Origin of the sequence: Gilliamella apicola (assembly GCF_003202655.1) — a bacterium.
Classification (GTDB): Bacteria; Pseudomonadota; Gammaproteobacteria; order Enterobacterales; family Orbaceae; genus Gilliamella; species Gilliamella apicola_R.
On record NZ_QGLR01000004.1, the window covers coordinates 172256 to 188666 of the forward strand.

The following is a 16411-nucleotide window of genomic DNA, read 5'->3' on the forward strand; positions in this document are numbered from 1 at the left end:
TCTTCCTTTATTTTACCATCATGACTGGAATTAGTGATTGTTCTGTTTGTTTTAACGCCTTGGTAACATCCGCAAAGCTAGCAATAGCCGTGTGTTTAATATGGTTTTTCTCACAATAATTGACTAGTTTGTCTTTTGCAAAAACCAGATCGACATGATGAGATACACAAAAATCGGAAGTGCCATCACCAACGTACAGTATTTGAGGAAAATGTTGCTGTTGTTTTACATGATTGCATTTGCAATTACCACTTTGTTTAATACAATCTTTATTAGCATAAGGAAACTCAAGACGCCAACTTCGATGATTATCATGTAATAACTTATTGGCATAAATCGGTAGATGCTCGATGCCATGACGTTTTAAGACAAATTGGATAGCATAATCTAAACCATCACTAACTACATGAACCGGAATATGATTTTTTTCAGTGTAATCAATGAATGCTTTGAAATTAGAGTCAATTTCAATTTTTGCCAATACAGAATTAAGTTCTTCTAAACTCGCGTCCATTAGGGCGATCTGTTTGCTCATACACTCTTGAGAACCAATTTTACCACTGACCCATAATTCTTCGAGTTCATCGCACCCATCTCGGCCGAACTGGCTAAGTAGAGTATCAGTTACATCTTTAATACTAATGGTGCCATCAAAATCACACAAAATAATAGGCTTATGATGATGAGTATAAGCTGGCTGAAAAAGATGATTAGTAATTGATGAAAAATTATTCATATTCAAAGTGAAAATTGTTTGGTTATAAATATTGTCGCCAATTTTCTCATAAAGCCATAATCATCTTTGTTGGCTCTTTGTATATATTTTGTAACGAAGCTGAATTTGCCTGTATAATGAAGCATCTCGAAGTCCACATTACGGTAAAGAGAGCCTGAAATGAGTGAACGTATATTAATTATCGAAGATGATGAAAGATTAGCCAATTTAATACAAGTTTACCTAATCCGTCAAGGATATATGGTGGATTGGCACAATAGCGGTGAAGGTGCAGAAGAGAAGATACAACAAATTAATCCTGATTTGGTTATCTTAGATGTAATGCTCCCTGAAAAATCAGGCTTTGATATCTGTCGAGACATACGTTCATGGTTTACCAACTATATTCTTATTATGACCGCTAGCGAAGACAATATTGATGAAATTGTCGGATTAGAGTTGGGTGCGGATGATTATTTAGCCAAACCTGTTGAGCCGCGATTATTACTTGCTCGGATTCGAGCATTGCTACGACGCAAACAGATCGAAAATGATAAAGAAGGCTTAAAAGAACCTACCACCGTGTTTAACAATAATACTTTGACCTTTGAAAATTTAGTCATTGATGGTGAAAATCGCAAAGTATTATTAGACGGACAAGAAATTGATTTAACGACAGCTGAATTTGATTTACTCTGGTTGTTGGCCAATAATACCGGTAAGATTCTATCTCGAGATGATATATTTTCCCAAGTAAGAGGTATTGACTTTGACGGTAGTGATCGTTCAATTGATGCCCGAATTTCTCGATTACGACGCAAGCTATTTGATGATCCAGATAACCCATCACGAATTAAAACGGTTCGAGGAAAGGGGTATTTATTCATGCGAGAAGGGGAAAACCATTGAGACAATTATTAGCTAAACCGCTATTTTTCAATCGTCGCATCGTCTTTTATCTGGTCATTTTACTTTCATTACAATGTATTATTGCTTATGGTGCATTATTAGTATTTGATTCGTTACCTTCGTCATTAACTGATATGCCTGATGATCATATCGTTTTTCGTGAGTCTCAGCGAGGAACGGTTAACTTAATTCGTAAACACATTGATGAGAATAAACAGCGACCACTGCAAACAGTGATTGATGAGTTACAGCCTTATTTCGGCTATCCCATAAAAATTTTACCAGCAAACACTACATTATCTCATTCGATAAAAAAAGAGTTAGAAAAACTAAATTTTGCTTATGATGGTGATGATGAGGTGGTATATATTGACCTCAATGACGGACATTTATTGCAATTAGGTCCGATTCTAATGCGAGATATATTAGCATCAAATACCATGTCGTTAAGTGTTTTTCTTATTATTTGGGCTTTATTTAGTGCCATAATCTTTTTTATTTTAATCTATTTTGCCTTCAGCGCCGTATGGAAAGATCTGGTCAACATACGTCAAACTGCCGAACAACTAGGACAAGGCAATTTAAAAGCACGTACCGAAAATGTGAAAGGTTGGCTATTCAAACCATTAGCCAACGTTTTAAATAATATGGGGACTCATATAGAGCATTTGGTGAGCACTAACCAAACGATTTCGCATGCAATGGCACATGAACTACGCACTCCTCTTGCACGAATGCGATTTGAGTTGAGTATGCTTGAAGAATCTACTGACGAAGATGAAAGAGTCGCATTACAAAAAGGGATGAGTGATGATATCGATGAACTCGAAACATTGATTAACGCTAGTTTGAATTATTTCAAAATGCAGCAAAGCAATATTGAATTAAATCTCACTACAGTATCGTTAAAACAGTGGGGTGAAAAAGTTTGTCAGTCATTAGCGCTATTTAAACCTAAAGGTTTTGAGCTCGTTTGCCATAGCCAAGATGCCAACGCCAAAATTGATACAAATTTAGCAGAAACTATCGTCAAAAATCTGCTACTCAATGCTTTTAAGTATGCAGCGCATAAAGCGGTATTAAATATCACTAAACAGGATAATCGTGTTATTTTGGAAATTGATGATGATGGTACAGGGATTCCTTTTGATGCGCGTGAAAAGATCTTTATGCCATTTGCTCGTCTAGATACCAGTCGTACTCGATCAACGGGTGGTTATGGATTAGGATTAGCTTATGTAAAATTAATGGCAGAATTTCATGACGGTAAAGCGTTTGTGGTTACCAGCCCATTAGGGGGCGCACGATTTGTGGTTTCAATAAAATCAGGTGATTTTTAATCATTTTTTATCATTAAGATTTATGATAAAAAATGATCATATTGGTTATTTATCGGTATTTCATTTTTTTACTGCTATTATAGGATAATATTTACTCTATTGCACAATGAGGTGAGTATTATGGAAAATGATTTAAAACCTTCTATTCCAACAGGTTATTGGCTTAAATTGGTGATAATTTTCTTTTTGGGATGGATAGTAATTTATGCTGGCAGATCGGTTTTAAGTCCCTTAGTTGGTGAATTACAAACTCAGTTTGGTTTAACTAAAGCTGCAACCGGTGGCATCATGAGTTTGTTTTTTCTTGCTTATACCTTATTTCAAATACCATCAGGTATTCTCGGTGATAAAATTGGCCGTAAGCGAGTTTTAGTCACTGGGTTTTCTTTATATGCTATCTTCATCGCGGCAATCTATTTTGTACCTTCCTTTACAATCTTCTTAATCCTTTGGATGTTAACGGGTGCTGCACAAGGATGTTATTATGGACCTCAATATGCGTTATCGTCTGAAGCCATTCCGAAAAAATGGATAACTTTAGGTAGTGCCATCATTGGTAGTGGCATGTCTTTTGGTATAGCAATGGGATATTATCTATCCAGTGTGATGATCTCGGTTTTCAATACTTCATGGAAAATACCTTTTGTGATGGTGGCGATGCCAATCGTAATAGTTACTATTTTGATGATTGTTTTTATTAAAGACAAATCCAAATTTTCAGTCGCATCCCAAACTTCAGAAAAAACCAATTTTTCTCAACTGTTTAAAAATCGCAATTTAGTTTTGGCATATATCACCATCTTTTGTTCTATTTATGGTTTTTTTGTTATTATCACTTGGTTACCTAATTATCTTGAAGTAGAACGCGGCATGAATAAAATTGAAGCGTCACAAATTGCCTCAATTGTACCTTGGATCTCAATTATTGGGACACTATTGTGTAGTTATGTTTCAGATAAATTAGGTCGCCGTAAACCGGTGGTCTTATTTATGATGCCGTTATCTTTAATAGCCATTTTTTCAATAGTCTATTGTGATTCTTATGCGGTACTTGTGGCAGTGCTGATACTATACGGTTTTATTGGTAAAATTAGTTTAAATCCGGTACTGATCGCTTTAGTTGCTGATAATGCGCCTAAAGCATCATTAAGTACTGCATTTGGACTATATAATTTTTTTGGTATGGCCGCCTCAATCTGTGCCCCTTACTTTACCGGCCTTATTGCCGATAAGACAGGAAGTTTAAATAGTGGATTTTACCTAGCAGCAGTTATAACATTGGTTGGCATAACGGCAATGTTATTTGTTAAAGAAGCAAAATCCGCTAAGCAAAGTTAATTCATAGTAATGGTTTTATCTATTTTTAATCATTATTATTAATCAATAATTTTGCTAAAATTATTGCGGAGTATTATCCGTTTGAGCTGAGATATTTTTCAAAAAATTTAAATCTCATGTTTTAACGTTTCGAAAAAACAAAAAATTTGCTATATTCGTCGGTCAAAAGGATAAAAATGATAAATCTCATTTCTAAATTGGTCATGAGTAAATAAATATATAATCAGAGGTTTTTTATGAGCGGTGATTTACCGAACGAAACTCGTCCAACAAACTTTATTCGTCAAATTATTGATGCAGATCTTGCTGCCGGAAAATATAAAACAACGCATACCCGTTTTCCGCCAGAACCTAATGGCTATTTACATATTGGTCATGCAAAATCTATCTGTTTAAACTTCGGTATTGCCCAAGATTATCAGGGTAAATGTAATTTACGTTTTGATGATACCAATCCAGCTAAAGAAGATATTGAATATGTTGAATCAATTAAAGAAGATGTTCGTTGGTTAGGATTTGAATGGGATGGTGAGATTTGCTATTCATCTGACTATTTTGACCGTTTATATGAATATGCATTAGAGCTTATCAATAAAGGTCTTGCTTATGTAGATGAACTGTCTGCTGATGAAATTCGCGAGTATCGAGGCACCTTAACACAACCCGGTAAAAATAGTCCTTATCGCGATCGCAGTATTGAAGAAAACTTAGCATTATTTATCCAAATGAAAGAGGGTAAATTTGCTGAAGGAAAAGCTTGCTTACGAGCGAAAATTGATATGGCATCACCTTTTATTGTTATGCGAGATCCTGTGTTATACCGGATTAAATTTGCTGAACATCACCAAACTGGTAATAAATGGTGTATCTATCCAATGTACGATTTTACTCACTGTATATCGGATGCCATTGAAAATATCACCCATTCACTTTGTACCCTTGAGTTCCAAGATAATCGTCGTTTATATGACTGGGTTTTAGATAATATTACTATCGAAGCCAGACCTCATCAATATGAGTTTTCAAGATTAAATCTTGAATATGCGATTACTTCTAAACGAAAATTAACCCAGTTAGTTGCTGAACAAATTGTTGATGGTTGGAATGATCCGCGTATGCCAACTGTTTCAGGTTTGCGTCGTCGTGGCTATACTCCATCTTCAATCCGTGAATTTTGTCGTCGAATCGGGGTAACTAAACAAGAAAATACCGTTGAAATGAGTACTCTTGAATTTTGTATTCGTGAAGATCTCAATGAAAATGCGCCGCGAGCGATGGCGGTACTTGATCCGGTTAAAGTGGTCATTGAAAACTTTTCGGCAACAATCGATGAAGTATTAAGCATGCCAAATCATCCTAATCGACCAGAACTCGGTCACCGAGAAGTCATGTTTACTCGCGAAATTTATATCGATCGCGCAGATTTTAGAGAAGAAGCTAATAAAAATTATAAGCGCCTTGTATTAGGTAAAGAAGTTCGTTTGCGTAACGCTTATGTGATACGTGCTGATCGCGTTGAAAAAGATGCAGAAGGTCATATCCAAACTATTTATTGTAGCTACGATCCTGCTACCTTAAATAAAAATCCTGAAGATGGACGTAAAGTGAAAGGTGTTATTCATTGGGTATCAGCCAAGTTTGCCAAACCAGCCGAAATTCGTCTTTATGATCGTTTATTTAACACCCCAAATCCAGGTAGTGCTGGAGACTTTTTATCAACCATTAATCCAAACTCTTTAATTATTAAACAAGGATTTGTTGAGCCAAGTTTACAAAAGGCTAAAGCTGAACAAGCCTATCAATTTGAACGTGAAGGTTATTTCTGTCTAGATAGTAAATATGCGACTGAAGATAATCTGGTGTTTAATCGTACGGTAGGTTTAAGAGATAGCTGGAACGAAGCATAATTATAATAAAAACGCCAATTTCAATTGGCGTTTTTATTTTCTTCTCTATAATTAATATTATTCGGCTTTTTTAACCTCTTTTAGTAATTTTAAAGCTAACAGCATTAAAAATAATGCACCAGCTATTAAAACTCCCCAAATTAGCCATTTAGATAAAGAAGATGAATTGCTCGAATTATCATCGGTTTGCAATAATACCTTTTGGTTACCTAATTTAACTTTATCACCTAAATAAGCTTCTGGTACATCTTTTGCAGATATGGTGTCAGATAGTAGTGCTTTTTCACTTAATGATGCCGGTTTAGCTTTTGCCGAACCCCAAGCAAGAATAAATGGTCCATTATTAGCGCTGTTAAAAATAATCCTCATCCGATATAAGTAAGCGGTAACAGAAGGTGGGGTATCTAAAGAGGCATTAATTGCTTTAATTTTTAATTGTTTAATATTTAAAGTCGAATTGTTAATGTTAATTGTTTGACTTTGATTGGTATCATTTATTCTGCGAAAAATATAATCATCAAGTTTATGCCATGTTTTATCATTGTCACTAGTTTTATAAAAAATAGTTGCCGGTAAAACAGTCCGTTCATTTTGTAGTTTAACAGTGAGCTGTTTAATCGGTAGTGAGGTGGATAATTGATAAATAGCTTCTTGCTCATCAGCTGAGATTAAGTTTAAATCGATTGGATACAGATCCCTTACTGGCGTTGCTTTTCTTGATGTGAATTTAACCGTTTTAATAGTAGGTATTAATTGCTTATCTGATTTTAACTGTAAAATCCAATAGATAGATTTGAAATTCATACCAGACGGTAAGTCAATTGTATTAACGTTTAATGATTGATTATTGTTATTATTTGTCAAAGACATTATCGGAACATTATCTATCGCTGTTTGCCATCTTTTCAAATCGTTACTATATAGAAGGTTAGCGCTGGCTTGCCAATTTGACATTTTCTCGAAATCGATAGATAAACGACTAAATGGTTGGCCTAATTTAATTTCACTAGGAATTTGTAACAAATAGGTTGCCTGATATTCATTTGGTTTATTGGCGTTATCAAGGTTAATTTGTACATTCTTATTATTGATGTTGATATTATATTGGCCAATTGCAGATTGTTTTTTTCCTTCTATCTCATCTTCTTGATTATTATTGTTATCGTTTTCTTGATGGTTATCTAAGCTATAAACGGTGACCGGAAAAGTCTGATTTTCATCATTTTGTTGATAAACATTAGCTAATGCAAAGGGAACGGGTTGGCCTTTTTGATTGAAAACTCGAACATCATCTAATGTGCTTGATAATGCTTGAGTATAAATATCACCGGTCAGCTCTATTCGGTTATACATACTTTCGCTGTCGCTAAGTTCAATCATAGCACCATAGGCATATTGATTAGTTTTATCTGCTGCCTGACTTAAACCACTTATTAGCAAAAGTGAGCTTAATAAGATTTTTTTCATAACTTTCTATCCATTAAATTAAATAATATTCAGGAAGTTGTATTGATCTCAATGGTGAATAATGCAATTTTGTTCTTCCTGAATTTGTGTGATATTGGTTTATCAATTTAAATTATATCTTTAATATTTTTATTCATTTTCGACCACACTTTCATCATTTTGTTTCGGTGGTAACGGTGCAAAATAACCGATCAGTAACATCAATAATGCTACACCAATAAAGGCAAATGCTCGTAGTAAACCATCAATTTCTCTGATATCAACAAATATCAATTTAATAATAACAATCATTTGCATTAATTGACCACAAAACCATATTTTTCGGAGTGAATAACGGTGTCCTATAGCAATTAAAATCACAGCGCTTAACATCCAAAGTAATGATAAGGTCATTTGTACAATATTGTTGTGCCATAAATTAAATGTACTCCAACTAATATCAAATGTTTGACTCAAACAACGCAGAACAATACTGTTAGCCCAAAGGAATGTTAATGTCAGTAACAATATCACAATCAAATTAGGTAATGGTATTTTAAAGTTAGCTAAATTGGTTGTTTTATTTTCAATTTGCCAATAATTCATCGCTAATTTTAACCAAACGCAAAACATGATTAAGCTAAAAATGGCACTTTCATCAAGTGGATTAATAATTGGGATATAAGGCCAATAGATAATTTGTCCACTCATACCAAGTCCTACAATCAAATAGAATGCCATATAACTAATAAGTGGCAGCAAACCGATTGACCAATAACTTTTTATCAATGTGAATGACGTAATATATTGGCGTTTAATAAGGATATAGAATAGCAAAGTAATGCCGCTGGCAATCGTTGCTAATAAACTCCATTTTATTACCTCATATCCCCATGGTAAGGTATCGAAAAGATGGAATATTTCCCGAGAAAACCATCCGAGTAACATCCAAAATAGACTAATATGTAATAAAATAAATCGGTTATTTATACCGGTATTACTATTTATTTTGCTATCCTGTATTTTATATAGATAGATATAACCACTTATGAAGGCGGCGATCCAAGCTAGATTGCAAGGCCAATAGCTAGAAAAATAGTAACAGGAAACATCATGGCTTTTTAGCAAACTTATTGCCAGTACCGCCCAAAGTAATAGCATTCCATGACAGATGATATTCCAATTAATCTTTTTACCAATGAAATACCATAACCAAAAGGAAGCAGTAAAACATAATAAAATTAATGGTATTTGCAAAATAATTTGCTGTAAAAATAGCGGGATGCTTAATAAAATCCACGATATCCAAACAACAACAGCTATAGATAAGCAAAAAGATTTGATTAATTTTGTTACTTCGTTTTTTTGTCCATATTGGTGCCATAAACAAGTATTAACTAATAAAACAGTGCTACTAATTCCTAAAAGCGAAGCGTAAAGTATAGGCGTTAGTTGATTATTTTCTAACGATATTGCTGCAGATATAATCCCTAACGACATGATCAAGGTACCTGATAGCGCTGTACGGTAGTATTTTTGAGAGAGCATAATCCAGGTAATAGCGGTTCCCTCAAACATCCACAATGTAGCAGTCCAATTGGCACTAAGTGCAAGCGGAATAGCTAATGTGATGAATGAAACACCAATAGCCAACCAATATAACGATAGTGTTTTTGCTAATGATTTCCACAAATGGAAAATAATAAAGGCACCAACAAGATAGAATAATCCAAAGCCTAGTGATGAAAATGCTGGACCAAATTCCCATTGTTGGGTAATAGCATATTGTAATCCAAATCCGCATAAAGGGGCGCCAAACAGTAATAACAAATCAATAATATTCTGGTATTTCTCTTTATTATGGATACTTCGAATTGATAACAATACCGCTAACACACCGTAAATTACTAAATTACCAAGTATAAAGATCTGACATTCTTTATAAAATTCTGGCGTAAAACTCTGTATTCCCCAAACTAGCGATACAATAAAAGTAAAAGTAAATCCTATTAGATTAAGAATTCGCCAAGATTGTGTGATACTGATTATCAAGATTGCGGTTGAAATCATTAAATAATAACTAAATAACGCAACATGATTACCAGAACCATCGGATAATAAAATTGGTGTTACATAGCCACCAACGCAGGCAATGATTGCCAAACTTATGGTTCTTTGCAAAATAGAAAATAAAATACTGGAAGAACATATCACAACTAAAATAGCAAAGGTGATTAATGCTGGGATTAACTCATATAACTTGAAGGCAGCAAAAATGGTCAGATATAAAATTGCTATTGCACCACCTTGTAATATTAGGGCATAAATTTGACGTTTGCGGCGTAATTTCCAACCAATAGCTAATAAACCAATTCCTAATATAAGTGCACCTAAAATTCTAACTTCAGGTGAAAGATAATGGCGCTGATGTTCAATGCCGTATTTAAATAGATAGGTCAGTCCCAAAAATAGAATTATGATAGCAATTTTAGTAATAATATTGACTTTAATTAACCAATTAAACAAGCTGTAAGCGATATTAGTTTCATTGCTACGAGAATGTTTATGATATGATTCAAACGGATCAGATGAATCTTGTTTAATCTCAGGTTGGTTATCCGGTTCGGTGATTTGTGGTGAGAATGCTTGCTCAATAATTGTTAGAGTTTCGACTTTTGCTCCATCATGTTCAACACTTAATGTGTTTTCAACTATTGATTCAGAATCAGATTGGCCAGTAGTATCAGGTAAAACTGGTTCATTTTGCTCATTAATTGCCAAGTTGGAAAAAGTTTCTTGTTGATGGGATGGTTTTAATGGCTGTATTGTCTCTAATTCTACCGTTACTGATTCTGAATTGCTTTCTTCTATTTCATTAGAATGCATATTAACCGTTGATTGAGCCATTTTTTGCTCAATCTCAATAAAATTAGTTTTATTTTTAGAGATAGAAGGGCTATTGAGTACTGATTCTTCTTGTGTCGTACTGTTTTCTTCTTCTACATGGGTTTTATCTGATTGATAAAGCTGCTGTGTAAAGGATAAAAGATGTTGTTGCAGTTCGGTTAATTGGTTCTGTAAGGCTGTTATTTGTTGCTTCAAATTAGCAAAATTAGCAAATACTGCAATAAACAGAATGATAATGAGGAAATAAAAAAAGAATTCCACCCTACTTTCCTTATATTTCTAACAAAGATACTTATATTTTTTTTAAATTGTTAATACACATATATTTATTTTCAGATTCAGTAAATCAATATTTATTCAATAAATCAATTTATTTTTTTAATTTAATGATCTCCTTCCGTTAAAAATGTTGTTTAAAATGGTAATCAAAGTCCTACATGACAGTAAGATACCTCATTTAAGGTAAAAAAACGGTTACTCAAATTCTTTTTATTGAATCATATAATGATTTTTAAGATAGCCTCTTTAGTGACTTTCTTTTATAATACTGCTCTATTTTTTCCCTTTTTTAGCTTAAAAAGAGTACTTAGGATGAAAATTTTAGCTGGTTCTTCTGCTCTATCTACATTTCGTATTAATAAAATCTTAACTTCATGTCGTGAACAATCTATCCCTATCATCAATATTGAAGCGCAATATATTCACTTTGTTGATTTAACAGATGAATTGATTGGTGAACAACAATCAACTTTGGATAAGCTGTTGCAATATGGCCCTAAAAGCGCGCAGATAGCTGTAGAAAATTCAGCAAGTAAAATACTCTTTTTAGTTACCCCACGCGAAGGCACCATTTCACCATGGTCATCAAAGGCAACCGATATAGCCCATAATTGTGGACTATCACAAATTCATCGAATAGAGCGTGGAATTGCTTATTATGTGCAAGTTAGTTCACCTTTAACCGCTATACAACAAGATATCTTCCTTGGATTAATTCATGATCGAATGATGGAGACGGTATTAAGCAGCTTTGAGCAAGCTCAGCAGTTATTTAAAGCCGAACAACCTAAACCAGTAACCACTATTGACTTATTAGGGCAAGGTCGCCAAGCATTAGAAGCTGCTAACCTAAAATTAGGTTTGGCATTAGCGTCGGATGAAATTGACTATTTGGTTGAGAATTTTCAAAAATTAAACCGTAACCCGACCGATATTGAACTTTATATGTTTGGTCAAGCAAACTCTGAACACTGTCGACATAAAATATTTAATGCTGATTGGGTAATTGATGGTGTAAAACAACCAAAATCACTGTTTAAAATGATAAAAAACACCTTTGAACATACCCCAGATTATGTGTCATCTGCTTATAAAGATAATGCCGCGGTAATGGATGGTTCGAAAGTTGGACGATTCTTTGCTGATTATGAGAATCGAACTTACAATTATCATCAGGAGTATGCCGATATTCTAATGAAAGTTGAAACGCATAATCATCCAACAGCAATATCTCCTTGGCCAGGTGCGGCCACTGGCAGCGGTGGTGAAATTCGTGACGAAGGTGCGACAGGTAAAGGTGCTAAACCTAAAGCCGGATTAGTTGGCTTTTCAGTTTCAAATTTACGTATTCCTAATTTTGAGCAACCTTGGGAACAAGATTTTGGTAAACCCGATCGAATTGTTAGCGCCTTTGATATTATGATGGATGGCCCTTTAGGTGGTGCGGCATTTAATAATGAATTTGGTCGTCCGGCGTTATTAGGCTACTTCCGTACTTATGAAGAGAAAGTCAATAGCTTTAATGGCGAAGAGGTCAGAGGCTATCATAAACCAATTATGTTAGCCGGTGGTATGGGAAATATTCGTCGTGAACATATCCAAAAAGGTGAATTTCCTATCGGCTCCAAATTAATTGTATTAGGTGGGCCAGCCATGAATATCGGTTTAGGTGGTGGTGCAGCCTCATCTATGACATCAGGACAATCAGATGCTGATCTTGATTTTGCTTCAGTTCAACGTGATAACCCTGAAATGGAGCGTCGTTGCCAAGAGGTAATCGATCGTTGTTGGCAACTGGGTGATAAAAACCCAATTTTATTTATTCATGATGTTGGTGCTGGTGGTTTGTCCAATGCGATGCCTGAACTAGTTAGCGATGGTGGCTGTGGCGGTCAATTTGAATTGCGCAAAATACTAAGTGATGAACCCGGAATGTCACCGTTAGAAATTTGGTGTAATGAATCTCAAGAGCGTTATGTACTAGCGATTCATCCGCAAAGTCTTGAGCTATTTGATGAACTTTGTAAACGAGAACGCACTCCTTATGCGGTGATTGGTGAAGCCACAATAAATAAAGCAGTAGTGTTACATGATGAACATTTCAACAATAATCCGATAGATTTACCGTTAGATGTGTTATTGGGCAAAACCCCTAAAATGTTACGAGATGTTAAATCTAGCCAAGCAGAAGGGGATCATTTTTCAACAGCGGATATCAATTTATATGATGCAGTAAAACGAGTTTTACATTTGCCAGTTGTAGCGGAAAAAACCTTTTTAATTACCATAGGTGATCGTTCGGTAACCGGTATGGTCGCTCGTGATCAGATGGTTGGACCTTGGCAAGTGCCGGTTGCCGATTGCGCGGTGACAACAGCCAGTTTAGACAGTTATTACGGTGAAGCAATGTCAATGGGGGAACGAGCTCCTGTTGCTCTGCTTAATTTTGCTGCATCAGCTAGATTAGCGGTTGGTGAAGCAATTACCAATATTGCTGCGACAAATATTGGCGACATTAAACGTATTAAGCTTTCAGCTAACTGGATGGCTGCCGCCGGTCATCCAGGTGAAGATGCTGGTCTTTATCAAGCGGTTAAAGCCATTGGTGAAGAGTTATGTCCTGCTTTAGGATTAGCTATTCCGGTTGGTAAAGACTCTATGTCAATGAAAACAACATGGCAACAAGATGGTGAACAAAAAACGGTAACTTCACCGTTATCATTGGTGATTTCCGCTTTTGCGCGTGTTGAAGATGTGCGTAAAACAGTTACCCCACAACTTTGTACAGATGAGGATAATCTATTACTATTTATTGATTTATCTAAAGGTCATCAAGCATTAGGGGCTACAGCATTAGCGCAGGTTTATCGTCACCTAGGGCAAAGAACCGCTGATGTCCGTGATGCCAAAGAGTTAGCGGATTTTTATCAAGCTATCCAAACGTTAATCGCTCAAAAAAGCTTACTGGCTTATCATGACCGTTCAGATGGTGGTTTATTGGTTACATTGGCTGAAATGGCATTTGCCGGGCATTGTGGTATTGATGTTGATATTCATTCACTCGGTAGTGATGTAATTACTTCACTGTTTAATGAAGAACTTGGTGCAGTTATTCAAATTCGTGGCAGTGAGCTAGACAAAGTGATGGCCTGCTTTAACCAGTTTGGGCTTTCGCATGCAGTTCACACACTAGGAAAAGCTAAAGCTGGACAGCAATTTATTGTACGCAATAAAACTGCTGTGGTGTATAGCGAATCGCGTCTAACGTTAAGAACATGGTGGGCTGAAACCACATGGCAGATGCAACGTTTACGTGATAATCCAGCATGTGCCGATCAAGAGCATCAACTCAAACAAAATGATGAAGATCCAGGCTTGAATGTGCAACTTACCTTCGATCCAGCGCAAGACATTGCTGCACCTTATATCGTCAAAGGTGTAAAACCGAAAGTGGCAATTCTACGCGAACAAGGCGTGAACTCACATGTTGAAATGGCAGCAGCATTTGCTCGCGCTGGTTTTGAATCAGTTGATGTCCATATGACGGATTTATTATCTGGCCAAGTGACCTTGAATCAGTTTAATACACTTGTTGCTTGTGGTGGTTTTTCATATGGTGATGTATTAGGGGCAGGCGAAGGCTGGGCTAAGTCGATTTTATTTAATGAACAAGTTCGCCATGAGTTTGAACAGTTTTTCCATCGTAATGATACTTTGTCATTAGGGGTCTGTAATGGTTGCCAGATGATGTCGAATCTAAAAGATCTGATACCTGGGGCAGAGTTATGGCCGCGTTTTGTACTTAACGTATCGGAACGTTTTGAGGCGCGTTTTAGTTTAGTTCAAATTCAATCTAGTCCGTCATTACTATTTACCGATATGGCAGGTTCGCATATGCCGATTGCGGTTTCACATGGTGAAGGTCAAGTCGAAACCCGTGATTTAGAACATTTGACTCGTTTAGAAGCTTCTGGCTTGGTTGCAGTTCGATATATTGACCATTTTGGTAAAGCGACAGAGCAGTACCCGGCAAACCCAAATGGTTCACCAAATGGTATTACCGCAGTAACCTCAAGTGATGGTCGAGCAACGATTATGATGCCGCACCCAGAGCGAGTATTTAGAACGGTAACCAATTCGTGGCATCCAGATAATTGGGGTGAAGATAGCCCTTGGATGCGTATTTTCCGTAATGCTCGTAAGCAACTTGGTTAGTAAAAAAAATCGCCGACAATAGTCGGCGATTTATAAACATAATTTTAGCTTTAACCGTTTACTTTTTTCTACTCTTTAACGGCTGTGCTAAATCATTATTCATTCTTCGCAATAATTGCTCAGTTGTTTCAAAGTTAATGCAAGCGTCGGTAACTGATACCCCATATTTGAAATTTTCTTTTGGTTGTTCGGATGATTGATTGCCTTCAAATAAATTACTTTCTATCATGACACCAATAATTGAATTATTACCTTGCTTAATTTGCTCAATAATTGAGTCAGCAACAATTGGTTGATTACGGTAATCTTTGTTTGAGTTGGCATGACTACAATCTATCATTAGGTTAGGTACTAATTTAGCCTTATCCATTTGCAGTTCACATAATGCAACATTTTCAGCATCAAAATTAGGTGCTTTGCCACCTCTTAGGATGACATGACCATGTGGATTACCCAAGGTTTGTAATACGGTAACTTGCCCTTGTTGATTAATACCCACAAATCGATGAGCCATGGAGGCTGATTTCATGGCATTAATCGCCACATCTAAACTGCCATCTGTGCCATTTTTAAAGCCAACAGGCATTGATAACCCTGACGCCATTTCGCGGTGGGTTTGTGATTCCGTGGTTCTTGCGCCAATAGCCGACCAGCTGATTAAATCACCAATGTATTGAGGTGTATTTGGGTCTAATGCTTCAGTGGCAATGGGTAAGCCGATTTTAGAGATATCAAGAAGTAATTTACGGGCTTTTTTCAGACCATGTTCAATATCAAACGAACTATCCATATGCGGGTCATTGATCATACCTTTCCAACCAACGGTCGTTCTTGGTTTTTCAAAATAGACACGCATGACAATAAATAAGTTATCTTTAACTTCATCAGAAAGTTTTTTCAGTTTATGCGCATATTCAATTGCGGCTTGAGTATCGTGAATTGAGCAAGGACCGCAAACAATCAATAAACGGTGATCGCGACGTTCTAAAATATTTACGATGGTTTGGCGTGAAGTGGCAATTTGGTTTTCTAATTCAGAAGATAATGGATAAAGATTTTTAATCTCTTCTGGGGTGATTAGCATCTGTTCATCTCTGATTCGAACATTATTTAGTGTGTCTTTTAACATTTTATTTTCCTTGTTAAAATCATTCATATTTTTTATATGTAAAATATTAAATACATAAACATGACATATGTAAACACAAAATTACATTGCAGTAAACTTAATTTTCGATATTTCACTTAATTAATTTAGTTATGTAATAAAATGTTTACATATTACCTGTGAAACTGTGATTTGATAGTCGATTATTTTTTTGTTATAACTGACTTTAAGATTAATAAGTTGTGAC

At 35.6% G+C, this 16411-nt stretch carries 9 protein-coding genes; 5 read left to right on the plus strand and 4 right to left on the minus strand.

What is annotated here, in order from left to right; all coding sequences use genetic code 11:
* Positions 1 to 7 precede the first annotated feature (7 nt).
* Positions 8 to 736 (minus strand): MtnX-like HAD-IB family phosphatase, encoded by a 729-nt coding sequence (locus tag DKK70_RS01805; RefSeq protein ID WP_110432476.1) that lies wholly within the window; start codon positions 734 to 736, stop codon positions 8 to 10.
* Between the two features lie 159 nt (positions 737 to 895).
* On the opposite strand from DKK70_RS01805, the gene DKK70_RS01810 reads away from it, so the two are divergent.
* From DKK70_RS01810 to glnS, 4 genes are all read left to right on the plus strand, one after another.
* On the plus strand, positions 896 to 1624 hold the full coding sequence (locus DKK70_RS01810; RefSeq protein WP_110432477.1) for a winged helix-turn-helix domain-containing protein: 729 nt from the start codon (positions 896 to 898) through the stop codon (positions 1622 to 1624).
* A complete protein-coding gene (locus DKK70_RS01815; protein WP_110432478.1) occupies positions 1621 to 2964 on the plus strand; it encodes an ATP-binding protein in 1344 nt (447 codons plus the stop codon). The genes DKK70_RS01810 and DKK70_RS01815 overlap by 4 nt, the downstream gene beginning before the upstream one ends.
* Positions 2965 to 3084: 120 nt before the next feature.
* Positions 3085 to 4302 (plus strand): MFS transporter, encoded by a 1218-nt coding sequence (locus DKK70_RS01820; RefSeq protein ID WP_110432479.1) that lies wholly within the window; start codon positions 3085 to 3087, stop codon positions 4300 to 4302.
* A gap of 236 nt (positions 4303 to 4538) precedes the next feature.
* The gene (glnS, locus tag DKK70_RS01825; RefSeq protein ID WP_110432480.1) at positions 4539 to 6209 is read left to right on the plus strand and encodes a glutamine--tRNA ligase; all 1671 of its coding nucleotides are present in this window, start codon (positions 4539 to 4541) and stop codon (positions 6207 to 6209) included.
* A gap of 57 nt (positions 6210 to 6266) precedes the next feature.
* Here glnS and DKK70_RS01830 read toward each other — a convergent pair whose 3' ends face one another.
* Positions 6267 to 7676 (minus strand): DUF3999 family protein, encoded by a 1410-nt coding sequence (locus DKK70_RS01830; RefSeq protein WP_110432481.1) that lies wholly within the window; start codon positions 7674 to 7676, stop codon positions 6267 to 6269.
* A gap of 129 nt (positions 7677 to 7805) precedes the next feature.
* Entirely contained in the window at positions 7806 to 10823 is a 3018-nt protein-coding gene (locus DKK70_RS01835; protein ID WP_110432482.1) for a DUF2339 domain-containing protein, read from the minus strand.
* A 330-nt stretch (positions 10824 to 11153) separates the two neighbouring features.
* Between DKK70_RS01835 and purL the strand changes: the two genes are divergently transcribed.
* Complete coding sequence (purL, locus tag DKK70_RS01840) at positions 11154 to 15056, plus strand: phosphoribosylformylglycinamidine synthase (RefSeq protein WP_110432483.1); 3903 nt, start codon at positions 11154 to 11156, stop codon at positions 15054 to 15056.
* Between the two features lie 58 nt (positions 15057 to 15114).
* Here the strand turns inward: purL and DKK70_RS01845 are convergent, their stop codons facing one another.
* Positions 15115 to 16185 carry a 3-deoxy-7-phosphoheptulonate synthase gene (locus DKK70_RS01845; protein ID WP_110432484.1) on the minus strand — a complete coding sequence of 357 codons (1071 nt, stop codon included), beginning with the start codon at positions 16183 to 16185 and terminating at the stop codon, positions 15115 to 15117.
* Between the last annotated feature and the right edge of the window lie 226 nt (positions 16186 to 16411).